Origin of the sequence: Rhizobium sp. R635 (genome assembly GCF_002211285.1) — a bacterium.
GTDB lineage: Bacteria > Pseudomonadota > Alphaproteobacteria > Rhizobiales > Rhizobiaceae > Rhizobium.
Genome location: NZ_LOKX01000033.1, coordinates 61,944 through 86,575, shown reverse-complemented (window position 1 = coordinate 86,575; position 24,632 = coordinate 61,944). Strand labels below are relative to the sequence as shown.

The 24,632-nt window shown below is 62.8% G+C and carries 22 protein-coding genes; 13 read left to right on the top strand and 9 right to left on the bottom strand.

Annotation, left to right across the window (positions count from 1 at the left end):
• Positions 1–13 precede the first annotated feature (13 nt).
• Complete coding sequence (locus ATY78_RS21715; protein WP_088684369.1) at positions 14–346, bottom strand: hypothetical protein; 333 nt, start codon at positions 344–346, stop codon at positions 14–16.
• Positions 347–407: 61 nt separating this feature from the next.
• Positions 408–2,030 (bottom strand): GumC family protein, encoded by a 1,623-nt coding sequence (locus tag ATY78_RS21710; protein ID WP_088684368.1) that lies wholly within the window; start codon positions 2,028–2,030, stop codon positions 408–410.
• A 135-nt stretch (positions 2,031–2,165) separates the two neighbouring features.
• Between ATY78_RS21710 and ATY78_RS21705 the strand changes: the two genes are divergently transcribed.
• From ATY78_RS21705 to ATY78_RS21650, 12 genes are all read left to right on the top strand, one after another.
• A complete protein-coding gene (locus ATY78_RS21705; RefSeq protein WP_088684367.1) occupies positions 2,166–3,224 on the top strand; it encodes a glycoside hydrolase family 5 protein in 1,059 nt (352 codons plus the stop codon).
• A 2-nt stretch (positions 3,225–3,226) separates the two neighbouring features.
• Entirely contained in the window at positions 3,227–4,519 is a 1,293-nt protein-coding gene (locus tag ATY78_RS21700) for a hypothetical protein (protein ID WP_088684366.1), read from the top strand.
• Positions 4,520–4,575: 56 nt separating this feature from the next.
• Positions 4,576–5,589, top strand: a complete 1,014-nt coding sequence (locus ATY78_RS21695; protein WP_088684365.1) for an acyltransferase — start codon at positions 4,576–4,578, stop codon at positions 5,587–5,589.
• Between the two features lie 305 nt (positions 5,590–5,894).
• A complete protein-coding gene (purU, locus tag ATY78_RS21690; RefSeq protein WP_088684364.1) occupies positions 5,895–6,779 on the top strand; it encodes a formyltetrahydrofolate deformylase in 885 nt (294 codons plus the stop codon).
• 120 nt (positions 6,780–6,899) lie between these two features.
• Positions 6,900–9,827, top strand: a complete 2,928-nt coding sequence (locus ATY78_RS21685) for an aminotransferase (RefSeq protein ID WP_088684363.1) — start codon at positions 6,900–6,902, stop codon at positions 9,825–9,827.
• The gene (locus ATY78_RS28280; RefSeq protein WP_141105660.1) at positions 9,824–10,267 is read left to right on the top strand and encodes a hypothetical protein; all 444 of its coding nucleotides are present in this window, start codon (positions 9,824–9,826) and stop codon (positions 10,265–10,267) included. Before ATY78_RS21685 ends, ATY78_RS28280 begins: the two co-directional genes overlap by 4 nt.
• 77 nt (positions 10,268–10,344) lie before the next feature.
• Positions 10,345–10,539: a hypothetical protein gene (locus ATY78_RS21680; protein WP_008525170.1), complete on the top strand. Its 195-nt coding sequence runs from the start codon at positions 10,345–10,347 to the stop codon at positions 10,537–10,539.
• A 230-nt stretch (positions 10,540–10,769) separates the two neighbouring features.
• Positions 10,770–11,765, top strand: coding sequence for a P1 family peptidase (locus tag ATY78_RS21675; RefSeq protein ID WP_088684362.1), 996 nt, complete (start codon positions 10,770–10,772; stop codon positions 11,763–11,765).
• A 47-nt stretch (positions 11,766–11,812) separates the two neighbouring features.
• Positions 11,813–12,733: a LysR family transcriptional regulator gene (locus ATY78_RS21670; protein WP_088684361.1), complete on the top strand. Its 921-nt coding sequence runs from the start codon at positions 11,813–11,815 to the stop codon at positions 12,731–12,733.
• 133 nt (positions 12,734–12,866) lie between these two features.
• Entirely contained in the window at positions 12,867–14,393 is a 1,527-nt protein-coding gene (locus ATY78_RS21665; RefSeq protein WP_190237508.1) for an ABC transporter substrate-binding protein, read from the top strand.
• Positions 14,394–14,676: 283 nt separating this feature from the next.
• Positions 14,677–15,624 carry an ABC transporter permease gene (locus ATY78_RS21655; protein WP_088684359.1) on the top strand — a complete coding sequence of 316 codons (948 nt, stop codon included), beginning with the start codon at positions 14,677–14,679 and terminating at the stop codon, positions 15,622–15,624.
• Between the two features lie 3 nt (positions 15,625–15,627).
• Positions 15,628–16,491, top strand: a complete 864-nt coding sequence (locus ATY78_RS21650) for an ABC transporter permease (protein WP_088684358.1) — start codon at positions 15,628–15,630, stop codon at positions 16,489–16,491.
• Here the strand turns inward: ATY78_RS21650 and ATY78_RS21645 are convergent.
• From ATY78_RS21645 to ATY78_RS21635, 3 genes are all read right to left on the bottom strand, one after another.
• Positions 16,488–17,348, bottom strand: coding sequence for an NlpC/P60 family protein (locus ATY78_RS21645; protein ID WP_088684357.1), 861 nt, complete (start codon positions 17,346–17,348; stop codon positions 16,488–16,490). The two genes, ATY78_RS21650 and ATY78_RS21645, sit on opposite strands and share 4 nt — an antisense overlap.
• A 10-nt stretch (positions 17,349–17,358) precedes the next feature.
• Positions 17,359–17,709, bottom strand: coding sequence for a MarR family winged helix-turn-helix transcriptional regulator (locus ATY78_RS21640; RefSeq protein WP_088676486.1), 351 nt, complete (start codon positions 17,707–17,709; stop codon positions 17,359–17,361).
• Between the two features lie 115 nt (positions 17,710–17,824).
• Positions 17,825–19,216, bottom strand: a complete 1,392-nt coding sequence (locus ATY78_RS21635) for a M17 family metallopeptidase (protein WP_088684356.1) — start codon at positions 19,214–19,216, stop codon at positions 17,825–17,827.
• A gap of 142 nt (positions 19,217–19,358) precedes the next feature.
• On the opposite strand from ATY78_RS21635, the gene ATY78_RS21630 reads away from it, so the two are divergent.
• The gene (locus ATY78_RS21630; protein WP_088684600.1) at positions 19,359–20,195 is read left to right on the top strand and encodes a tetratricopeptide repeat protein; all 837 of its coding nucleotides are present in this window, start codon (positions 19,359–19,361) and stop codon (positions 20,193–20,195) included.
• A 132-nt stretch (positions 20,196–20,327) separates the two neighbouring features.
• Here ATY78_RS21630 and ATY78_RS21625 read toward each other — a convergent pair whose 3' ends face one another.
• From ATY78_RS21625 to ATY78_RS21610, 4 genes are all read right to left on the bottom strand, one after another.
• Positions 20,328–20,960: a LysE family translocator gene (locus tag ATY78_RS21625; RefSeq protein WP_088684355.1), complete on the bottom strand. Its 633-nt coding sequence runs from the start codon at positions 20,958–20,960 to the stop codon at positions 20,328–20,330.
• A gap of 157 nt (positions 20,961–21,117) precedes the next feature.
• Positions 21,118–22,104, bottom strand: a complete 987-nt coding sequence (locus tag ATY78_RS21620) for a type II secretion system F family protein (RefSeq protein WP_088684354.1) — start codon at positions 22,102–22,104, stop codon at positions 21,118–21,120.
• 15 nt (positions 22,105–22,119) lie between these two features.
• Positions 22,120–23,127, bottom strand: a complete 1,008-nt coding sequence (locus tag ATY78_RS21615; RefSeq protein ID WP_088684353.1) for a type II secretion system F family protein — start codon at positions 23,125–23,127, stop codon at positions 22,120–22,122.
• A 4-nt stretch (positions 23,128–23,131) separates the two neighbouring features.
• The gene (locus ATY78_RS21610) at positions 23,132–24,607 is read right to left on the bottom strand and encodes a CpaF family protein (protein WP_088684352.1); all 1,476 of its coding nucleotides are present in this window, start codon (positions 24,605–24,607) and stop codon (positions 23,132–23,134) included.
• Positions 24,608–24,632: the final 25 nt, after the last annotated feature.

Here is a 24,632-nt window from a genome sequence, read left to right as displayed (position 1 = left end):
GGAGCTCCGGCCTTCACCGCACCGGCTGATAATGGCCGCGCAGCGGAACCTTTTCGCCCATGGTGACGAAACCGTCGCGGTCGCAGACATACATCAGCGTCGGCATGCCGCCCGAGCGGAAGATCTCGTCATAGCGGCGGCGGATCTGGACGGTTTCGGTGCGGCAATTATAGGATTCCTCTTCCTTCTTGTCCGGCTGCGCCTTGACGCCGGGAAGGCCCTTGTAGGGGTAGAGGGGTTGAACGTCCGATTTGAGGGGTTTCGTCCAGTCGACGGCGAAGGCGGACGCCGGGGCGAGGCTGGACAGGACGCCGAGCGATATCAGAACCATCATCAACAGCCGCATGGGAGCTCTCCTGCCGGCGACAAATCGCCTCTCCCGGATGTAGGAAAGCCGACGGCCCGCATCAAGCCGCCGCGGCAGGCGGCTTCCTGAAATAACTTCTGATGACGGGGTGGCCGAAGAGGCCGGCGAGGATCGCAAAACCCGCACCGACGACGAAACCGGCAAGAAGACCGCCGATGATGCCCGCGACCAGCAGGATCTTCTTGCCCGGACCATCGGCCTTGACCGGCGGCTCGGCCGGCGAGATGACGCGAATGTTGCTCTGGTTGAGGTTCTGCTCTTCGCTCGTCTGGCTGGAGCGCTTCAGAACCGTCTCGTAGATATCACGTGCCGCCGTCGCCTTGCGCTGCAATTCGTTCAGTTCCACCTGCTTGTCGGAGGTACTCGCCTGCAGCGCCTTCTGCACGGCGAGTTCCTTGGCGACGCTGTCTTCGGCGGCCTTGGCCTGCTCGTATTCGCCTCTTGCCGAGGTGGCGAGGCGCTGCAATTCGCCCTTGATTTCGCCCGATATGCTCTGGAGCGAGGAGCGGGCCGCCTGCAGGCGCGGATGACGAGCGCCCATCTGGCTTTCAAGGCTGCCGACGGCAGCCGCCTGGGTGGCATATTGCTGGCGCAGGCTGACCAGCGGCGAAGTGACGCCGCCTTCCGCCTGGTTGCCGGCGACGATGTCCTCGACGCGGAGATTGGCGACGGCATCGGCGCGGGCCTTGGCCTGGATGGTCTTTTCCTGCGCCGTCACCAGCAGCGTATTCAACGAGACGAGCCGCTGATCGGAGATCAAATTGCCCTCGGTCGCGGCCATGTCGTTGTCGGCGCGGAAGGTTTCGACGGCCTGCTCGGCCTCCAGCACTTTCCGGCGCAGATCGTCGAGGCGTCCGTCGAGCGTCGAGGAGGTGTTTTCGTAGATGCCGTTCGAGGCGCTGTTTTCTTCCTCGGTGAACGAGGTGACGACCTGGTTGGCAAGCCTTGCGGATTTTTCCGGATCATTCGTCGTCGCGGCAAGCGAGACGACATAGGTGCTGGCCTCGCGGGTGATAACAAGCGCCTTCTGCAGGGTCCCGATCACGGCGGCGCCATCGGTGCGGCCGCCGGTGAATTCCGGATCCTGATCAAGCTTCATGGCGTCGACGACGCGGCGCAGCACATTGCCCGAGGTCAGGATCTGCACCTGGCTGTCGATCAGCGTCGAGATCATTTCCGGCGAGGGGCCCGAAGACTGGGCGCCCGCATCGGCGAGGCCGATCTGGCGCGGATCGAAATAGAGGCTGCTGACGGCAGTGAATTTCTGCCCGATGAACGGCGCCACCGCCCCGCCGGCAACGGCGCCGAGAAGCGCCAGACCGAGCACGACCAGCCGTCGGCTCCAGATCGCGGCGATACTGGAGCGGAGATCGAGAAGTGGCGCGTCAGGCGCAGGTGCAGCGTTCGACGGCGCGTCGGCGACAGGCTGTTTTGAGGATGGCGGCGCCGGACGCTCGGATTGCCGGATTTGCGCAACCCTTGCCGGCGGCGGCACAAAGGCAGGAGGGGGGGCAGGAGGAGCTGGGTCAGGCCGCGGAGGGACGAAATCATCCGGGCGCACGACAGGGCTGCGCATGCGCACGCCTTCAGGCGCAGTCTGAGACGGCTCAAAACTGCGCCAGCCGGGGAGCCGGCTTACCCTGTTCCTGTCATACTGGTTCATACGCGCACTCGTGTCCCGCCCAGCGTGAAAGACTGAAGCCGAGGTGCCGAGACTTTAGAAATTCTTAGCTAACGGACCGTTAAAATAATTCCAGCGACGCAATGTTGCGATTTGACGCGATTGCGAGGAGTAGCGATGAGGGCGAGACGACATCTGACAGCGCTGCTGCTTGCCGCCGCTCTCGTCCCCTCGCCGGCCCTTGCGGCCGACGCGCCCTGCTATCGCGGCGTCAATCTTTCCGGCGGCGAATATGGCGAGCGCGGCGGCACTTACGGCACGAACTACACCTATCCCAGCGAAGAGACGATCCGTTATTTCGCCAAAAAGGGCATGACGATCGTTCGGCTGCCCTTTCGCTGGGAGCGGCTGCAACCGGCGCTCGGCGGGCGGCTCGACGAGGATGAGTTCAAGCGGATCAAGGATACTGTCGGCCTGATCCGCAAGCACGGCATGGCCGTGCTGCTCGACCCGCATAATTTCGGCTATTACGACAAGGTGCAGGTCGGCACCGCGCCGGCGACGGATGCCGCCTTCGCCGATTTCTGGGCAAGGCTCGCGGTCGAATTCGCCAATCAGGACGGCGTTCTCTTCGGCCTGATGAACGAGCCGCACGACATCAAGGCGACGGACTGGCTCACCGCCGCCAATGCGGCGATCCGCAGCATCCGCGCCGTCGGCGCCCGCAATCTCATCCTGGTGCCGGGTACGGCGTGGAGCGGCGCTCACAGCTGGGAGAAGGACGTGATCGGCGGCGCCAACGGCACGGTCATGCTCGGCGTGCGCGATCCGCTCGACTTCTACGCCTATGAGGTCCACCAGTATCTCGACGTCGATTCCTCCGGAACTCACCCGACCTGCGAAGGTGCGGACGCCGCGGTCGAGGCGATCGCCGGGGTCACGGCCTGGCTGAAACGCAATCACAAGCGCGGCTTTCTCGGAGAATTCGGCGCCTCCACCGACAAGGACTGCATGGACGGGCTGACTGAGATTTACGCTACCATGTCCGGGAATGGCGACGTCTGGCTCGGCTGGTCCTATTGGGCCGCGGGCGAATGGTGGCCGGCGGACGAACCTTTCAACGTCCAGCCGCGCCAGGGCGGCGCCGAGCGGCCGCAGATGCGGCTTCTCGCCGAGGCGGCGAAAGCCAAAGCCGGTGCCGGCGCCTGCACGGCTGTCAAGCCGGTGGGGAACTGAGCATGGCGGTCAGCGACCACAGGGCTGCGAGTTTCCCTTTAGCCGGCACTGTTGCCGGCAACCGGCTCGATGCGGCCGGCGAGGCGTCGCGCATCGATCATGTCGTGCTCTGGCTCGGCCTGCTCTCCGTGCTCTACAACGGCATTCTCGCCTTCATCAACCACAACATCGTGCCGCTCTCGATGACGCATGTCGCCGCCAGCGAAGGCCTGATCCTGGCAAGCGCCATCATCTACATCCTGCACAAGGGTATCTACGAGACGGACCTTCCGGCTTTCCTGTTCCTGCTGTTCACGCTTATCGTGACCATCTATGTCAGCGTGCTCAACCGCATGCCGTTCGTCGACCATTTCCGCAACGTGCTGATCATCTTCTGCTTCACCGGGCTCGGCGGCTGGAGCAACGAGAGAACGATGAAGCTCGCCTTTCGCTGGGCAAGCCTTGCGGTGCTGATCTTTCTGATCTTCGAGATCATCAGCGTGCCGTTCTATGTCAGCATCGTGCATCCGTCCGATTATTTCGCCAATACGCGCGGGCTGCTGCCGCTGAGCTACAACAAGACGGGCCTGTTCCAGAACGCGCTCGGCTTTCCCGAGCGCTTTTCCTTCGGCATCATCGACCATCGCTCGTCGTCGATTTTCCTCGAACAGGTGTCGCTTGCCAATTTCTGCGGCGTGATCGCGATCTACCTGATTTCCATGTGGGAAAGATTGGGGCGCTGGGACCGGCTGCTCTTCATCAGCACGGCGGTGCTGATCCTGGTGACGAACGATACGCGCACCATGCTGATCTTCTGCTTTGCCTGCATCGCCGGCTATTTCGTCTTTCCGAAGATCCCGCGGAATTTCAATCTGGCGCTGATGCCGCTGATCGTCGCCGCCGGGTTCGTCGTCTATACGCTGAAACCGAATGCCACCGGTGACAATTTCACCGGCCGCATCAACCTGACGATGAAGAAGATCATGGAGCTCGATCCGCTCGCAGTTCTCGGGCTTTCGGTCGACAGGGTCGCCGAGTTCGCCGACAGCGGCTATGTCTACCTGATCTACGCGGCGACGATCTTCGGCGTCGTCGCCCTCTGGCTGTTCGTCTGCCTCTTCCCCGCCGGGCGCACCGCAGCGCAGCGGCGTTGCGCCCATTCACTTTCTCTTTTCATTTTTCTGAATATGATGATCGGGGGCACCGCCGTTTTCTCGATGAAGATCGCCGGTCTCTTGTGGTTCGTCGTCGGATATATGCGCTTCCACGACAGCCCACGCATCCGACAGGGTCGTGCGGCAGATGTACTGAGTTGACCGCAGCGGCACGGTGGAAACCGGCGATCGCGCGAGCCCGAGGAGCAAGACATCAGATGCTTGTCCAGCTTCAATACCTGCGCGCCGTCGCGGCGCTGATGGTCGTTTATTTCCATGCGATATTGCAGCTTGCCAAGGTCAATCCCGCCATCGACGCCACGGCTTTTCTTTACGGTGAAACCGGCGTCGACATCTTCTTCGTGCTCAGCGGCTTCGTGATGTGGCTGACGACGAACGGGCGGGCGATGAGCCCCGTCGATTTCGCCCGCCGCCGCATCAAAAGGATCGTTCCGCTCTATTGGCTGGCAACGCTGTTTTCGGCTGCCGTGGCGCTGCTGGCCCCTTCACTGCTGAAATCGACGGTGTTCGATCTGCCGCATCTCATCGCCTCGCTGTTTTTCCTGCCATGGACCAATCCCGCCGATCCCGGCACGATCACGCCGGTGGTCATTCCGGGCTGGACGCTGAATTACGAAATGTTCTTCTACTTCGTCTTCGCGCTGCTGCTGCCGCTCTCGGAAGTCCGGCGCATCCCGGCGATGTTTGCCGTCTTTGCCGTCATCCTGATCGCCTGCCGCATGCTGCCTGATACAACCGCCACCCGGTTCTACGGCGAGCCGATCATGCTGGAGTTTCTCGCCGGCGTCGTGCTCGGCTGGCTCTACGGGCAGAAGCTCCTTCTGCCGAACCGCTGGGCCTGGGCGGCGCTGGCGATCGGCTTTGCGTTCCTCTTCGTCAACGAGGCCCTGATGCGGCCGGAGAGCCGGTTCTACGCCTGGGGCATCCCGGCGATCTTCATCATCTACGGCGCTGTTTCCATCGACTTTTCCCGTCTGCCCGTCATCGGCTGGCTGAACTATCTCGGCGACTGCTCCTACAGCATCTACATCACCCACGCCTTCACTCTCGCCTTTCTCAGGGTCGTCGCCGACCGCCTGCCGATCGGCATCCTCAAGCAGCCGGTGCTCTTCGTGATCCTTTCGCTGGTGCTCTCGTCGATCGGGGGCGCAATCATCCACGAAATCACCACGCCCCGCCGGAAAGTGGCGGTAAGCCGTCCACCAGCGTAGATGCTTCGGATTCAGCTGCCGCGCTTCATATCCTTGGTTTCCCGCCTCTCGATGTCGCAAATTGCTCATCAGCTTTGAGCGACATGCTCTAATTTCAGTCATAGAAGGCGAGAATACACATCCGGGCGGCGCTGCCGGCACAGCGTTTCGAGCAACTTCTCCTAAGCTGAGCCGGCGATGAGAGAACTTGCAGGAACGTGATGGTTTATCTTGCAATTTGTCGCATGAATGAAAGCGTGCCGGCCTATTCGCGGTTCGGGCTTTGATCTAAGCACGGGCTGCGGCCTCCAAGAGGGAAGAGAGACATGACAAGCTATGTATTGACGGTATCCTGCAAGTCGACGCGCGGCATCGTCGCGGCGATTTCGAGCTATCTGGCCGAGAAGGGCTGCAACATCATCGACAGCTCGCAGTTCGACGATCTCGACACCGGCAGGTTCTTCATGCGCGTCAGCTTCATTTCCGAAGAGGGCCTGTCCGGCACCGAGATCGGCGCCGATTTTGCTGCCGTCGCCGCGCCCTTCAAGATGGAGTATGATTTCCACGACAGCGAGAGCCGCATGAAGGTGCTGCTGATGGTGTCGCGTTTCGGCCATTGTCTCAACGACCTGCTCTACCGCTGGAAGATCGGCGCCCTGCCGATCGATATCGTCGGCGTCGTCTCCAACCATTTCGACTACCAGAAGGTCGTGGTCAATCACGACATTCCCTTCCACCACATCAAGGTGACGAAGGAGAACAAGCCGCAGGCCGAAGCCCAGCTCGTCGACCTCGTCGAGCAGACCGGCACCGAGCTGATCGTGCTCGCCCGCTACATGCAGGTCCTCTCCGACCAGCTTTGCAAGCAGATGTCGGGCAAGATCATCAACATCCACCACTCCTTCCTGCCGAGCTTCAAGGGGGCCAACCCTTACAAGCAGGCTTACCAGCGCGGCGTGAAACTGATCGGGGCGACCGCCCACTATGTCACCGCCGACCTCGACGAAGGCCCGATCATCGAGCAGGACACGGCCCGCATCACCCACGCGCAGTCGCCCGACGACTATGTCTCGATCGGCCGCGATGTCGAAAGCCAGGTGCTGGCGCGGGCCATCCACGCCCATATCCACCACCGCACCTTCATCAACGGCAATCGTACGGTCGTCTTCCCGGCTAGCCCCGGAAGCTACGCCTCCGAACGCATGGGTTGAGCAAAGGCGAAGTCCTGCATCTCTTTTGCCGGCGAAAGGCGATCCCCCGTTGCCTCCCAGCGGCAAGTATTTGATTATCTCGTTCAATAGGTAATCGAATCATGCTGCGGGAGGGGTGCCATGACCGACGAGGTGCTTGTTGATCGCATGGCGCTGCCGCGTCCCGATGTCACCGTCGCAGACGCAGAAGAAATCCTGCTAGCCCATTACGGCCTTTCCGGCGTGGCTGCCGAACTCGGCAGCCAGCAGGACCGAAACTACCGCGTCGATACCGATGGCGGCCGCTACGTCCTGAAAATCTGCCATGCCGCCTACGAGGCCCGCGAACTCGAAGCGCAGAATGCGGCGATCCATCACCTGAAAGGCAAGCAGGACGCGCCGCGCGTTCCTGACGTGATCGCCGCCAATGACGGGCAGGAGATCGTCACCGTCACGCTGCGCGAACAAGTCTATCAGGTCCGGCTGCTGGAATATCTGGAAGGCCAGGGGCTGACGGAGCTGACATATCTGGCGCCGGCCTCCGTTGCCGCGCTCGGCGCGCTCTGTGCGCGGCTGGCAGAGGCGCTTGCCGATTTCAGTCATCCCGGCCTCGACCGCAGCCTGCAATGGGATCTCAGGCGTGCCGGCCCGGTCGCCGTGCAACTGCTTTCCGTCATCACCGACAGCGCCGCGCGCGACCGGATCGCCAAGACCATGGTGATGGCTGTTCGCCGCCTCCAGCCCCTGGCACCGTCGCTTCGGCTGCAGGCCGTGCATCACGACGTCACCGGCGACAATGTCGTCGGCCATCGAGACGTCCGCGGCCACATGATCCCCGATGGGGTGATCGATTTCGGCGACATCATCCGCGGCTGGCTGGTCGGCGATCTCGCCGTCACCTGCGCTTCGCTGCTGCATCAGGCGGAGGGCGATCCTTTTCATATCCTGCCCGCCGTCACCGCCTATCAGGCGATCTATCCGCTGACTGACGAAGAGCTGAAAGCGCTCTGGCCGTTGATCGTCGCACGCGCGGTCATCCTCGTCGCCAGCAGCGAACAGCAGATTTCGATCGATCCCGAGAATGAGTATGTGCGCGGCAATCTCAAGCGCGAATGGGCGATCTTCGACACGGCAATGTCGGTTCCCTTCGAACTCATGGAAGCGGCGATCCTCAAGGCGGCCGGCGCGGATATCGCCGCCCCGGAAGCGTCGGGATGGCTGCCGCTGCTGCCAGGTATCGATCCCGAGGGCATCGCCTATGTCGATCTCGGCGTGCGAAGCCCGCATTTTTCCGCCGGCAACTGGCTGAACACCGATATGGACTGGCGGCTGCTCGCCCGCGCGGCGACAGAAAACGGCGCGGCGGCGACACGCTACGGCGAATACCGGCTGTCGCGCGCGAGCCTCGGAAGCGCCAAGGGCCAGGCGACCTGCGCCCTGCATGTCGACATATGCCTTGCCGCGGGAAGCGCGATTGCCGCACCCTTTGCCGGCCGCATCGGCTGGAAGGACCAGCATCTGACGCTCGCCGGCGAAAACGTAACCTTGCATCTCGACGGGCTCGACGCCGCGGTCGTGGACGGAGCCGAGGTAGCCGCCGGCGATCCGCTCGGCGTGGTTTTCGGAGAGGCGCCGTCGCTCGGCGGGCTCCGCGTGCAGCTTTGCAGCGTCGCGGGCCTCGAACCGCCGCTCTTTGCCGCGCCGCGCGAAGCTCCGGCCTGGTCGGTGCTCTGCCCTTCGCCTTCGCTGCTTCTCGGCCGGGAAGCGGATGCGCCGCGTCTGGAAAACGCGGAGCTGCTGGCCAGGCGGCAGGCTCATCTCGCAAAGCCGCAGAAGAACTATTATGCGGCGCCGCCGCAGATCGAGCGCGGCTGGAAGGAGCATCTGTTCGATATCGAGGGCCGTGCCTATCTCGACATGGTCAACAACGTCACCATCCTTGGCCACGGCCACCCCAAATTCGCGGCGGCGATCAATTCCCAGTGGCTGCGGCTCAACACCAATTCACGCTTCCACTATGCCGCGATCACCGAGTTTTCCGAACGTCTCGTGGCGCTCGCCCCGGACGGGCTCGACACGGTCTTCCTCGTCAACAGCGGCTCGGAGGCGAACGATCTGGCAATCCGGCTGGCGCAGGCCCATAGCGGCGCCCGCAACATGCTCTGCCTGCTCGAGGCCTATCACGGCTGGTCGGCGGCGAGCGATGCCGTCTCGACCTCGATCGCCGACAATCCGCAAGCGCTGACCACCCGGCCGGACTGGGTACACGCCGTCGTGTCGCCGAACACCTATCGCGGCGCCTTCCGCGGCCCCGATACGGCAGCAAGGTATCTCGGCGCGGTCGCGCCCGTGCTCGAGGCGATCGACGCCGGCGGCGAAGGCCTTGCGGGCTTCATCTGCGAATCGGTCTACGGCAATGCGGGCGGCATTCCGCTGCCGGACGGTTATCTCCGGGATCTCTACGCTGAGGTGCGCGCCCGCGGCGGCCTCTGCATCGCCGACGAAGTGCAGGTCGGTTATGCCAGGCTCGGCCATTATTTCTGGGGCTTCGAGCAGCAAGGGGTAGCGCCCGATATCATCACCATCGCCAAGGGCATGGGCAACGGCCATCCGCTCGGCGCCGTCATCACCACGCGCGAAATCGCCGAATCACTGGAGAAGGAAGGCAGTTTCTTTTCCTCGACCGGTGGCAGCCCGGTCAGCTGCGCCGCCGGCATGGCGGTGCTCGACATCATGGCCGAGGAGGAGCTGCAGGAAAACGCCCGAACGGTCGGCGATCATCTGAAGGGGCGGCTTGCCGCGCTGATCGACCGCCATCCGATCGCCGGGGCCGTACACGGCATCGGACTTTATCTCGGCCTCGAATTCGTGCGCGACAGAACGACGCTGGAGCCCGCGACGGAAGAGACGGCTGCGATCTGCGACCGGCTTCTCGAACTCGGCGTCATCATGCAGCCGACGGGCGATCACCAAAATGTGCTGAAGATCAAACCGCCTCTCTGCCTCAGCATGGAAAGCGCGGATTTCTTCGCCGACATGCTGGAAAAGGTGCTCGACGAAGGCTGGTGACACAGGGCTTTCGGCGTTCATCAAATCGGTCATTTCGCGGCATTTCGATTTTTAATGATGCAGGCCATTGCCAGAAACAGGCCGGCTTCCTATTTCTGCTGCGACGATCGATCGATTGCGATTCTGTCATGCGAATTTTACGAAGAGCTGATACGTTTCTTTCCGTAAGTTCGGCTGATGCGGAATTAATTTTTTCCGATCGTCGATATTTTGACACGTTTCGGAATATGTTTCTGACAGGCTATCGGGTAATCTCTACTAAGTTAGTAGATATTGAAGACAGCCTTCACCGGTCCCGGGCTCTTTCGGGACCATTCAAGCGCAACGCCAACAAGGAACGAGACATGATAGACATCGATATTCTCGCCAATGTCCTTGGGCGCTCCGTGCTTGGCAATGACCGTCCGGGCGCCCTCTCCCGCCCGAACTGTCGAATGTGACGTTCGTCCTCCTTTCAACGGTACCAGACAAGTCAATTCGCCATGGCTGCGTATTTCGCGCGGCAGGAGTTCTATCTATGAAGAAGCAAGTTATCGAATATGCAGGCGTCCCCGTCGGGATCGTCATCCCGGATGAAGACCGGTTGAAGTTCATCGCCGTGAAGTTCCACGTTCACGACCTCGATGAGCAGCGGTTCCGCTCACCCGATGAGGTGCGGCTGGCCATTCACGACCTGATGACCCGCCGTCATCCGAAGCCGCTTCATGCCTGACGGCATGCGGCCGCCGCCGACTTTCGCGGCTTTCCTGATGTGACCGGTCCTGCCAAAGGGGCCGGTCTTGTCTTTTGAGGGCAATTGCAGTCCTATCGGCCGACCTAAAGCGCATCGCGATCTTTCAGATTCGCTTCGCGCGCTTTAGATCTTTGTTTTGACGCATGTCGTTGTCGCAAAACCGCTGAACACTTTTGCGCGACAGGCTCTAGCACCACCAGGATCAGCCCTTGCCCGATCTTCTCAACCTCATCACCGACATCGAAGGCGTTTCCGTCGGCCATGCGACCGACCTCGCGCTCGGCTCCGGCGTCACCGCCATCGTTTTCGATGAACCGGCCGTCGCATCCGGCACGGTGCTCGGCGGCGCGCCGGGCGGGCGCGACACGGACCTGCTCGACCCGTGCATGACCGTCAGTGCCGTGGATGCCTTCGTGCTCTCGGGCGGTTCCGCCTTCGGACTGGATGCCGCCGGCGGCGTGCAGGCCGGGCTGCGCGAACTCGGCCGGGGCTTTGCAGTCGGGCCGGTCAAGATTCCGATCGTGCCGCAAGCGATCCTGATGGACCTGCTGAACGGCGGCGACAAGGATTGGGGCCTGCATTCCCCTTATCGTGAGATGGGTTACACCGCATTGAAGGCCGCGGCCAAGGGCGTCTTCGCGCTCGGCACCGCCGGCGCCGGCACGGGGGCGACGACGGCAACCTTCAAGGGCGGGCTCGGCTCGGCGAGCGCCGTCAGCAGCACCGGATATCGCATCGCGGCGATCGTCGCCGTCAATGCGCTCGGCTCGGCAACGATCGGCGACGGGCCGCATTTCTGGGCGGCGCCCTTCGAAAAAGACGATGAATTCGGCGGCCTCGGCATGCCTGCGCTGGCCGACCATCGGATGCGGCTCAAAGGGATGAGCACACCGGCGACGACGATCGGCGCGGTGGTGACCGACGCACAGCTGACGAAGGCGGAAGCGCACCGGCTTTCGCTCGCCGGCCACGACGGCCTTGCCCGGGCGCTCTTGCCGGCGCACCTGCCGCTTGACGGCGACACCGTCTTCGCCGCCTCGACGGCGAGGCGTCCGAGAGACGACATGGCGAGCCTGATGGAGCTTTGCCATCTTGCCACTATCGTCATGGCGCGGGCGATCGCCCGCGGCGTCTATGAGGCGAGCGCCCTTCCGGTCGAGGGCGCGCAGAAGGCGTGGCGCGACCGCTATCCGAACGGAAGCTGATTGAATAAGGTCGCATCCCGAATATGCCGAATGGCGGAGAGACGTGAATGCAGATCCGGGCGCTGATGTATTTCGACGAATTGGTCAGGACCAATTCCATGCGCCAGGCAGCCGAGAACCTCAACGTCGCGCCGACGGCGATCAGCCGGCAGATCGAAAACCTCGAAACGCATTTCGGCGCGCCGCTCGTCGAGCGCAGCTCCCGCGGCGTCAAGCTGACGGCCGCGGGTGAGCTGCTTGCCGCCCGCGCCGGGCGGACGCTGCGCGAACTCGATCATGTGCAGCAGTTGATCGAGGATTTGAAGGGGCTGCAGCGCGGCCATGTCAGCATCTATGCCAATGGCGCCACCGTCACCAGCCTGCTGGCGCCGGCGCTTGCGGAATTCAGCCTGAAGTACCCGCGGCTGCGCTTCAGCGTGGCGATCACCAGCGCACGGCAGGCGGTCGACGCCGTCAGCAGCGCCGCGGCGGATATCGCGGTGACGCTGTTTTCACCGCCGCTCTCGGGCACGAAGATACGGCTGCGGTCGGAGATCGCCTATGATCTCATCGTCACGCCGCAGCATCCGGCCGCCGCCCAGGCCGATATCTCCTTGAGGAAGCTCGCCGACTACGCATTGGCGCTGCCCGAGCATTCCTTCGGCTTCCGTCAGGCCTTCGACGCGCTGATCGAGAAGGAAGGGCTGGAGCTCGATCCCGTCTTCGTCACGAGCTCGCTCGAGATGCTGAAGGAGCTCGTGCTCAGCGGTGCCGCGGCCACGTTACTCCCGGCGCTTGCCGTTCGCCGTGAGATCGAAGCTGGGCAGCTGCGTGCGATCCCGCTTGCGGGCAAGACCGGCATCCGTACCCATGTCGATCTCTGTGTCTCGCCGGACCGGCAATTATCTTTTGCTGCGGCGACACTGGTCGACTTCATCGAAAACTTCATGCGCGAAGGCACGAGCCGCCAGGCGAAGACCAAAGGCTAACGCCGGCGCTTGCATTTGCAGCGGATTTGCGGTGTAGCTATTTCGGCTACACTGAGCGTAAAAAATCGCCATAATGTGTGCGCCGTCTATTCATCGAAGGCCTTCGCCGTGAGCGTGGCCAGACAGGGACATGATGATCAAGCTTTCCTTCATGCCTTCGGCGCGTTTCATCAGGCAGCTTTCCCTCAGTGCCGTGCTTTCGGCGGCGCTCATGATTGCGGCGACCCCGGCCGAAGCGGCGAAGACCACCCTCAATCTCGGCATGAGCGTCGAGCCGACCGGCCTCGACCCGACGATCGCGGCACCGGTGGCGATCGGCCAGGTGACTTGGCAGAACGTGTTCGAGGGCCTCGTGACGATCGACCAGGCCGGCAAGGTTCAGCCGCAATTGGCAAAAAGCTGGCAGATTTCACCAGACGGCCTGACCTATACGTTCAAGCTGCAGGCGGGCGTCAAATTCCATGACGGCGAGGTCTTCGATGCCGCCGCCGCCAGGTTTTCGCTCGACCGCGCCCGCGGACCGGATTCGGTCAATCCGCAAAAACGCTTCTTCACCTCGATCGCCTCGATCGACACGCCCGATGCCGAGACGCTGGTCCTGCATCTCTCGGCGCCGACCGGCAGCCTGATCTACTGGCTCGGCTGGCCGGCTTCGGTGATGGTCGGGCCGAAGACGGCGGCTGACGACAAGGTGACGCCGATCGGCACCGGCCCCTTCAAATTCGCCGGCTGGGCGAAAGGCGACAAGGTCGAGCTCGCCAGGAATGCCGATTACTGGAACAAGGACGCGGCCGCCAAGCTCGACAAGGTGGCCTTCCGCTTCATCGCCGATCCCCAGGCCCAAGCCGCAGCGCTGAAGTCCGGCGATCTCGATGCCTTCCCGGAATTTGCCGCTCCCGAACTGATGAGCTCATTCGACGGCGATGCGCGGCTCGTCACCAGGATTGGCAATACCGAACTCAAGGTCGTCGCTGGCATGAACAATGCCAAAAAACCTTTTGACGACAAACGCGTCCGCCAGGCGCTGATGATGGCGATCGACCGGAAGACGGTGATCGACGGCGCATGGTCCGGCCTCGGCACGCCGATCGGCAGCCACTACACGCCGAACGATCCGGGCTATCGGGATATGACCAGCGTGCTTCCCTATGACGTCGAGAAGGCGAAGGCCCTGCTTGCCGAAGCCGGCTACCCCAACGGCTTCACCTTCACCATCAAGACGCCGCAAATGGCCTATGCGCCGCGCAGTGCCCAGGTGATGCAGGCGATGTTTGCCGAAATCGGCGTGACGATGGATATCGAACCGACGGAATTTCCGGCGAAATGGGTCCAGGACATCATGAAGGACCGCAACTTCGACATGACCATCGTCGCCCATGCCGAACCGCTCGACATCGATATCTACGCGCGCGATCCCTACTACTTCAATTACAGGAACGCAGACTTCGACGCGCTGATGAAGAAGGTCCAGGAGACGACCGATCCGGATACGCAGAATGCGATCTATGGACAAGCACAAAAGATCCTCGCCGAGGACGTACCGGCGCTCTACCTCTTCGTCATGCCGAAACTCGGCGTCTGGGACAGGAAGTTGAAGGGGCTGTGGGAGAACGAGCCGATTCCTTCCAATGTGTTGTCTGGGGTTTCCTGGGAGGAATAAGCGGCAGGTTCTTGGTGGGTATGGCGCAGGCTTTGGAGATCCGAATACAGATGGCCGATAAGGTGCGCAGCCCTCTCCTTCCCTCATTCCTGTGCCCTCAGGGCTTCGCCCAAGGGATGTCACAGGAATCCAGTGCGCCCAAGTCCTTGGGCGCGGGAAACCGCCTCCCCTATCATAGAGTCACTCACGGCGCGGACGCGCCGTGGCTGGATTCCTGTGACAAGCACAGGAATGAGGGAGGAGAGGGTGTGCTCCATTCGATTGCCGCACTGCTCGGCCCGACATGATCGCACTGCTCGCCCACCGCTTCGCCGGCCTCGTCATCACGCTTCTCGTCGTCTCGCTGCTGATCTTCGCCGTCATGGACCTTCTGCCGGGAGATCCCGCCTCGATCATGCTCGGCACTTCCGCAAGCCCGGAGACGCTGGCGGCGCTGCGGCATGAGCTCGGCCTCGACCAGCCGCTCATTCTCCGTTACGGGCAATGGCTGACCGGTGTATTGTCAGGCAATCTCGGCAATTCCCTCACCTATGGCGTGCCGGTCGCGGGGCTGATCCTCGAGCGGCTTGCTGTGACGTTGCCGCTGGCGCTGATGGCGATCCTGCTTTCGGTGGCGGTCGCCCTGCCCCTCGGCGCACTGGCGGCCTCGCGCCGGGGCGGTCTCCTCGACGCCGTCGCAACGCTTTTCTCGCAGGTCAGCATCGCCGTGCCGGCCTTCTGGGTGGCGCTGCTGCTGATCATGCTGTTTTCAACTGTGCTCGGGCTAATGCCCGCCGGCGGCTTCCCGGGCTGGAGCGCCGGCCTTCTGCCGGCATTGCAGGCGCTTGTCATGCCGGCCGTCGCGCTGGCGATGCCGCAGGCGGGCGTGTTGACGCGCGTGGCACGCGCGGCGGTGCTGGAGACGATGCATGAGGATTTCGCCCGCACCGCGGCGGCCAAGGGCCTTTCGCGCAGCGCCGTGCTCTGGCGGCATATCCTGCCGAACGCGCTGATTCCGATCCTTACCGTGGTCGGGCTGCAATTCACCTTTCTCGTCGCCGGCGCGGTGCTGGTGGAAAATGTCTTCAACCTGCCCGGCCTCGGGCGGCTTGCGCTTCAGGCACTCTCCCAGCGCGATATCATCGTGATGCAGGATGTCGTGCTGTTTTTTGCGGTCCTGGTCATCGTCATGAATTTCATCGTCGATCTTTCCTATCTCGCGATCGATCCCCGGATGAGAAAGGCGGCCTGAGGCATGGCGCCGATCACATCCCCCGTCAGCATCCATCGCCGCCAGGCCTTCAAATTTAGCCGGCGAATGAACCTCATTTCAGGAGCGACGATCATCGGCGTGCTGATCGCCATCGCATTGTTGTCTCTCGTCTGGACGCCGCTGCCGCCGGCGAAGATGCAGATCATCCATAAACTGCAGCCGCCGCTTGCCTTCGGCGTGCTCGGCACGGATCAATTCGGCCGCGATGTTCTTTCGATGCTGATGGCCGGGTGCTGGAACTCGCTTTCGATCGCGGTTGCCGCGGTTGCGATCGGCGGAACCTTCGGTTCAATCGCCGGCATTTCGGCCGCGGCGGTCCGCGGCCCCTTCGAAGCGCTGCTGATGCGCCTCTGCGACGTCATCTTCGCGTTGCCGCCGATCCTTTCCGCCATGGTGCTCGGCGCCTTCCTCGGCCCCGGACGGTTCACCGCCATCACCGCGATCGGCGTTTTCATGATTCCGGTCTTTGCCCGTATCACGCTTGCGACCTCGCTGCAGGCCTGGAGCCGCGACTATGTCATGGCGGCCCGCGCGATCGGCAACACCCGCCTGACCATTTCGCTGCGTCACGTGCTGCCGAACATCTTGAGCCAGATCATCGTACATGCGACGATCCAACTCGGGCTCGCAATCCTGACCGAAGCCGGCCTCAGCTTCCTCGGGCTCGGCATGGCGCCGCCAGCGCCGACATGGGGCCGGATGCTTGCCGATTCGCAAACCTATTTGGCGCTGGCTCCCTGGCTGGCGATCCTGCCGGGCGTCGCTATCGCGCTCGCCGTTCTCGGCTTCAACATGCTCGGCGACGGATTGCGCGATCTTCTCGATCCACGCGAAACACGCCGCTAATCAGCAAACGGACGGCGGTAGCCGGTCGGCTGCTCATAAAGCGAGCCGATGCGCTTGACGGCAGCTTCGAAATTCTCGCGGGCGACGGTCATGCTGTAGCCGTTGGCATGAAGGATCGTTTCCGGATCTTCGAAGACGGCGACGTGCCCCTTCCAGAACACCAGATCGCCGCGGCGGATTTCGGAGCGGTCGATCGGCTGGCCGAGGCCTGCCGCCTGCATGTCGGTATCGCGCGGCGCATGTCTGCCCGTCATCAGCATCGCGAGCTGGACGAGACCGGAACAATCAATGCCGAGACCGGAGCGGCCGCCCCAGAGATAGGGTGTTTCGAGGAAACGGGCGACGATTTCGACATAATCAGCGCCATCAAGCGCGCCGATCGGCTGGACGTGCCTGGAAAAGAGCGCCGTTCCGTCCTCCAGCACGACATAGTGATTGCCGCGCGCTTCCGCTTCACCCATGACATGAACGCGGCTTCCCATCGACAGAATGGCCTGGTGAGGCTTGCGCAGTTCGGGTTCTGGATAGACGAAGCTGCGCTGTGCGGTGACGATATGGGTCGGCGCCGGCTTGCCCTCCGAGAGCGCCTCCGCCGGGAGATAGCCGACATAGCCATCGGAGGCGGCCTTCACCCAGCACCAGCCGTCGGCACGATCGAAAACCGTCAGATCTTCGCCCAGCAGCAACTCGGTGTCGATGCCGCGCGCAAGATCCGGTTCCGGCCGCAAGGCCACGACGGGGACGGCAACACGCGCCGGAGCGCCTTTCACGAAGCGCGATGCCTCCACCCTGCCTTCGAGCCCCGCTTCCGCGAGATCAGGCCGGTAGGCATGCAGGCGGCGGTCGAGCATCGTCATTGGCATCCTTTCAGATCGGCAGCCGGCGGCCCTGATCGCGTACGAGATCGCCGAGCTTTTCCAGGTAAAGCGCTCCGCCGACGGTGCGCTTGATGATCACGTTGCGGCGGTCGGCATCGTCGCGCACGCGGTCGACCAGACCCATCTCACCCATCGTATCCAGGGCGCGCGTGATGACCGGCTTGGTGACGCCAAGCGTGGCGGCAAGCCCGCGTACCGTATGGGGCGGCGGCACCAGATAAATATGCAGCAGGATCGCCATCTGGCGCAACGTCAAATCGCGGTCGTCATGGCGAACCTGATCGAGCGCCACGCCATGCCAGAGCCCCAGCGCCTGCGAGGCGGTCAGTTCGATCGGCACGGCTCCTCCGGAAAATCGTTACGCTAGCGTTTCATTTTCCGGCAGTTGCTGCACATACGCAAGGGGCGGCAGGAACTGCCGCCCGGAAGGGTGAATAAAATTTTAACGATCGGCTTTAGCGAACGCTCTCGCGAATATGGTGAAAGAGCGCGCGGATCGCCTGCGCCTCACCACCACCCGGCGAATGCGGCCGTTCGGACTGGGCCCAGCCGTAAATGTCGAAATGCGCCCAGCTCTTCGTCTTGCTGACGAAACGCTTGAGGAAGAGCGCGGCGGTGATCGCCCCGGCCATGCCGCCGGCCGGGGCATTGGTGAGGTCGGCGAATTTGGTGCGGACATCCTTTTCATAGCCGGCATAGAGCGGCAGGCGCCAGATCGGATCGTCCGTTTCGAGGCTCGCTTCGGTGAGATCGTGCGCCAGATTGGCGTCGTCGGTGAAGAAGGGCGGAAGATCGGGGCCGAGCGCGACGCGGGCAGCGCCCGTCAGCGTCGCCATGTCGATCAGCAGGTCGGGCTCCTCCTCGTCGGCATAGGCGAGCGCATCGGCAAGGATCAGGCGGCCTTCGGCATCGGTATTATCGATCTGGACGGTCAGTCCTTTACGGCTCCGATAGATGTCGCCGGGACGGAAAGCATTGGACGAGATCGCGTTTTCGACGACGGGGATGATGACGCGCAGGTCGACCTTCAGCTTGGCGTCCATGATCATCAGGGCAAGGCCCATGACATTCGCAGCACCACCCATGTCCTTCTTCATCAGCAGCATCGAGGCGGCGGGCTTGATGTCGAGGCCGCCGGTATCGAAGCAGACGCCCTTGCCGACGAGCGTCACCTTGCGATGGCCCTTCTTGCCCCAGCGCAATTCGAGCAGGCGCGGCGCATCGGCGCTGGCGCGGCCGACGGTATGGACGAGAGGGAAGTTTTGCTCGAGCAGCTCGTCGCCCGTAATAACCGATAGTTCTGCCTTGTAATGCTGAGCCAGGCCGCGGAAAGCGGCTTCGAGCTGTTCCGGTCCCATATCGTTGGTCGGCGTGTTGATGAGGTCGCGGGCGAGAAAGACGCCGGCGAGCTGGCGCTTGATATCGGCAGCATCGGCATCCCTCGGAATCATCAGCGTCGCGGCCGGCGATTTTTCGGATTTGTAGCGGTCGAAACGATAGCTGCCGAGCCCGAAGCCGAGGGCCAGGCGATTCGCCGTCAGCGGCGCGGTCTCGATGTGCCAGTCGCCGGCCGGCAATGCGCGGGCGAGCCTGCCGGTGATGTAGGGCTGTTCGGACGGATTGGTGCCGAGGCCGTAAAGCGCGCCGCCGAGATGGCCATCGGCCGTCGGGATCAGCAGCAGCGATCCGCTTTCAGCCTTGTAGCCCGCCTTCTGCGCCCAATCGAGCGCGATCGGGTCGATCGTACCGGTCTCGATATGGGCAGGGGTGACGGCAAAGATCGGCAGCGTCGAACCGCCCTTCGTGTTGAAAGGGGTCGGTCTCTCGATAAACTGATAGGGGGCCATGATCGTCCTTCGGCGGTCGTCAGGAATCGTTCCTTAACGGTCTGTTAGGGTTAACAGACTATTGCTGGAGCGAAGATTGCGTCAAACCTTTCCTGTTCCGCGTTCGAGGTCAGGCGCCGATTTCGGAATCCAGGAACGCGTCATGCCTGCCTCGCTCACCACCATATTCACCAATCGTATCCTGCAGGGCGCCGCGGCATCGCTGATCGTCCTGGCGCTTGCCGGTTGCTCGACGACCAAGGACCGGATGACGACGGGATCGGTGCCGAAGATCACCAAGCCTGTCGAGGAGATGGACGCGACCGAGTTGCGCTTAGCGACCGACCGGCTCGGCCAGGCCTATGCAAAAAACCCGCGCGATCCCGTCAACGGCGTCAATTATGCCAATCTGCTGCGCATGAACGGACGCGATGCCCAGGCGCTCGCCGTCATGCAGCAGGTGGCGATTGCCAATCCCGGCGACCGCAACGTGCTGGCCGCCTACGGCAAGGCGCAGGCGGCGGCCGGCCAGTTCGAGCAGGCGCTCGACACGATCGGCCGCGCCCAGACGCCGGACCGTCCGGACTGGAAGCTGATCTCGGCCCAAGGCGCGATCCTCGACCAGATGGGCAGGGCGACAGACGCCAGAAAGCGCTACCGCGACGCGCTCGACATCCAGCCGAACGAGCCTTCCATCCTTTCCAATCTCGGCATGTCCTATGTGCTGACCGGCGACCTGCGCACGGCCGAAACCTATCTGCGCTCCGCCGCCAGCCAGCCGACCGCCGACAGCCGCGTCAGGCAGAACCTTGCCCTCGTCGTCGGGCTGCAGGGACGTTTCCCGGAAGCCGAGCAGATCGCGCGACGCGAACTCTCGCCGCAACAGGCCGATGCCAACGTCGCCTATCTCAGAGGCATGCTCTCGCAGCAGAATTCCTGGCAGAAGCTCGCGGCGAAGGACAAGACGCCGGGTGCGGCGGATGGCGGCAATACCAACTGAGCGGATCACTTGCCGAATGACTGGGCCCTCTAGAGCATGTCGCGCAAAAGTGTGCAGCGGCTTTGCGATAACGACATGCGTAAAACAAAGATCTAAAGCGCGAGGAGCGAATCTGAAAGATCGCGACGCGCTTTAACGGACGCTCAAGCCCGAAAGAATGAGACGCAGACCAAGGCCGCCCATCACGGCGCCGGCGGCCCGATCGATCCAGCCTTTGGCATGGAGATAGAGCCGTCTGGGGTGGCGGGCCGAAAAGGCGAGCGCCACGATCGAATACCACCCCGCCTCCACCGCGAAGACACCGACCGGCAGCGCCACGATGAGATCGAGCGGCACCGTCCTCGGCAGCAGCGCCGCAAAGAGGCTGGCATAGACGATGATGGTCTTGGGGTTGCTGAGCTGCGTCAGCAATGCGGTCATGAAGCTGCGCCGAGGCGCGCGATGGTCATTGGCGGCATCGGAAACCTCGAGCGGCTCTCCGGCGCCTTTCCAGATATTGACGGCGATATAGAGAAGATAGGCGCCGCCCGCGACCTTCAGCAGCACATAGAGCCATTCGAACTGCGACAGCAGCGCCGTCAGACCGGCAAGCGCCAGCGCAGCAAAAACGATGCCGCCGGCGCCCATGCCGAGTGCGGCCGCGAGTCCATCCAGCCGCGAACGCGAAATGGCGATCCTGGAGACGACGACGAAGCTCGGGCCGGGGCTCATCGCGCCGACCATCAAGGCTGCCATGATGCTGATGAAAACGCCCACGGAAGACATCGGAACCTCTCTTTCGGGATCGATAGCGCTGGGGAAAGCGGCGGCCGCTTCCGCGCTTCCCGATGGCCTTCCATTCCGTTTACCAGCTATTCCGGCGCCAGTCACACCGGTTGAGGCTGCGATGAAAGGCATCCGCTTTCCGGCGCCGGAGCAACCCTCAGAACTTGTCGGCTACCTGGATACCGGCCGGACCGAGAATGACGGCGATCAGCACCGGCAGGAAGAAAAGGATCATCGGCACCGTCAATTTCGGCGGCAGGGCGGCCGCCTTCTTTTCCGCTTCGTTCATCCGCTCGTCGCGTCCTTCCTGGGCGAGGACGCGCAGGGCCTGCGCAACCGGCGTGCCGTAACGATCCGCCTGGATCAGCGCCTGGGTCACAGAGCGCACCAGCTCGATCTGCGTGCGTGTGGCGAGATTTTCGAGCGCCACACGGCGATCCGGCAGAAAGGAGAGTTCGGCGGTGGTCAGCACCATTTCCTCGGCCAACGGCGGCGACTGCTCGCCGAGCTCTTCGGACACGCGACGCATCGCGGCCTCGATCGAAATGCCTGATTCGACGCAGATCAGCATCAGGTCCAGCGCATCCGGCCAGGCGCGCTTGATCGAGTGCTGACGCTTGGTCATGCGATTCGAGATGTAGATGTTCGGCGCGTAAAAGCCGAGATATCCGATGCCGATGACGGCGAGCATGCGCATGGGCATGCCGCGTTCGGCAAGACCGCCGAGGCCGAAGACCCAGAAGGCGGCAAGGGCAAGGAAAAGGAATGGCAACAGGAAACGCGCCGCGAGGAAGGTATTCAGCGCATTCTCCGAGCGAAAACCGGCGGCCCGCAGCTTGTTGACCGTATTTTCGTCAACGAGCGCCTTGCGCAGGTTGAAGCGCTCGACGATCTGGCGAACCGGGCGGTTGTTCTGGCTCCTCAGCGAGGCCTTGCCGGCACCGGGCTCCGTGTTCATGCGGGCACGTTCGCGGGCGCGGATCTGCTCGCGCTCGGTCGAAACGGCTTTCATGCGCTTGCTGAGATCGCCGCGCTCGAAGAAGGGGATGGCGATCGTATAGAAAGTGGCGAAGACGGCGATCGCGACGAAGACGGCGATGAGCATGCTCGGATTGGTCAGCGTTGCGGCAAGATCCTGCGACATGGTGCTTTTCTCCCGCTAAATGTCGAAATTGACCATGTTGCGCATGACGAAGATACCGATCGACATCCAGATCGCCGAGAAACCCATGATGACATGGCCGCGCGGATCGGTGAAAAGGACCATCATGTAATTCGGCGACGTGAGGTAGACGAGGGTCGCGACGATGAAGGGCAGAGCGCCGATGATGACGGCGGAGGCCTTGGCTTCCATCGAAAGCGCCGAAACTTTGGCCTTCATCTTCCTGCGGTCGCGCAGAACCTTGGAGAGGTTGCCGATCGCCTCCGACAGGTTGCCGCCGGCCTGCGACTGGATGGCGATGACGATGGCGAAGAAGTTGACCTCCTGGAGCGGCATGTGGATCGTCATGCGGGCGCAGGCATCGGGAATGCTGAGCCCCACCTGCTGCGCCTCGATCACGCGCCGGAATTCGCTTTTAACGGGCTCGGTGCCTTCGGTTGCGATGAGACGGATCGCATCGTTTAGCGGCAGGCCCGATTTGATCGAGCGTGTGATGACGTCGAGCGCATTCGGAAGCTCGTTGAGGAACTTGTTCTGGCGGCGCTTGATGAGGAAGCCGAGGATCCAACGCGGCAGGCCGAGCCCGGCCACGACGGCGATGCCGACCATGACCATCCACGACGCACCGATGACGAAAGCCATGAGCAGCAGCACGGAGGCGAAGATGGCGCTGAAGAGATAGAACTGCGTCACCGTGACCGTCAGGCCGGCCTGTACCAGCCTAGACTTCATCGACAGGTTCTTCTTGGTCTTTTCGTTCTGGCGCTTTTCCAGATCCTTCAGATTGTCCTGCACCGACTTGCGGCGCTTCGACAATTCCTGCACCCGGTCGCGGGCAGCCTTGACCTTGGCCCTGTCGACTTCGGCCGATTTGACGCGGTTGATGCGGCTTGCCGATTTCTTATCGGCCTCGATCCGGGAAAACATCAGGGCATAGGCGACCGCCGCCGCCGAGACGGCGGCGAGCACGACGATTGCCAGGACTACCGGATCGAACCCGAACATCACCCTATTCCTTCGATTTCGCTTCCATCGCATCGAGGGCGGCGGCAAGACGCTTTTCCTCGTTGAAATAACGGGCCCGATCCCAGAAATGCGGCTTGCCCACACCGGTCGACATGTGCCGGCCGATCAGACGGCCGCCCGCATCCTCGCCTTCGATCTCGTAGCGCATCAGGTCCTGGGTGATGATGACGTCGCCTTCCATGCCGATCACCTCGGTGATCTGGGTGATGCGGCGTGAACCGTCGCGGAGGCGCGCGGCCTGGATGATGACGTCGACGGAGCTGGAGATGATCTCGCGTACCGTCTTTGCCGGCAGCGTGAAGCCGCCCATGGCGATCATCGATTCGATACGGCTCAGGCATTCGCGCGGCGTGTTGGCGTGGATCGTGCCCATCGAGCCGTCGTGACCGGTGTTCATCGCCTGCAGGAGGTCGAAGACCTCAGGTCCGCGCACTTCGCCGACGATGATGCGCTCGGGACGCATACGCAGACAGTTCTTGACGAGGTCGCGCATGGTGATTTCGCCCTCGCCTTCGATATTCGGCGGGCGCGTTTCCAAACGCACGACATGCGGCTGCTGCAGCTGCAGTTCGGCCGTATCCTCGCAGGTGATGACGCGTTCGTCCCTGTCGATGTAATTGGTGAGGCAGTTCAGGAGCGTCGTCTTGCCCGAGCCCGTGCCGCCGGAGATGACGACATTGCAGCGCACGCGCCCGATGACCTGCAGGACGGTGGCGCCTTCCGGCGTGATCGCGCCGAAACGGACGAGCTGATCGAGCGTCAGCTTGTCCTTCTTGAATTTGCGGATGGTGAGCGCCGGCCCGTCGATCGACAGCGGCGGCGCGATGACGTTGACGCGCGAACCGTCCGGAAGGCGGGCGTCGCAGATCGGGCTCGACTCGTCGACACGGCGGCCGACCTGGCTGACGATGCGCTGGCAGATGGAAAGAAGCTGCGCATTGTCACGGAAGCGGATCTCCGATTCGATCGTCTTGCCGCCGACTTCGATGAAGGTCTGCCCAGCGCCGTTGACCATGATATCGGCGATATCGTCGCGCGCCAGCAACGGCTCCAGCGGGCCATAGCCCAGGACGTCGTTACAGATATCCTCAAGCAGCTCTTCCTGCTCGGAGATCGACATCGCGAAATTCTTGATGGTGATGATGTCGTTGACGATGTCGCGGATTTCCTCGCGCGCGCTTTCGCCGTCGAGCTTGGAAAGCTGCGAGAGATCGATCGTATCGATCAGCGCGGAAAAGACCTGCGCCTTGGTGTCGTAATATTCGTCGGTGCGGACAGGACGCTTGCGCTGCGGCGCGTGCATCGGCGGGGGCGTCACCTGCTGGCGCGCGGATTCGCGCGAAGGTTCGACCAGGACGGCAGGAGAGGAGGCCGCGGGGGCGGCGGCCGGAGCCGGCGGCGGGGGAGCAATCGCGCCTCCGGCCTTTCCGAAACCTTCGTTTCCGCGTTTTCCAAACATGCCGCTTAATCCAATCTGCTCTATC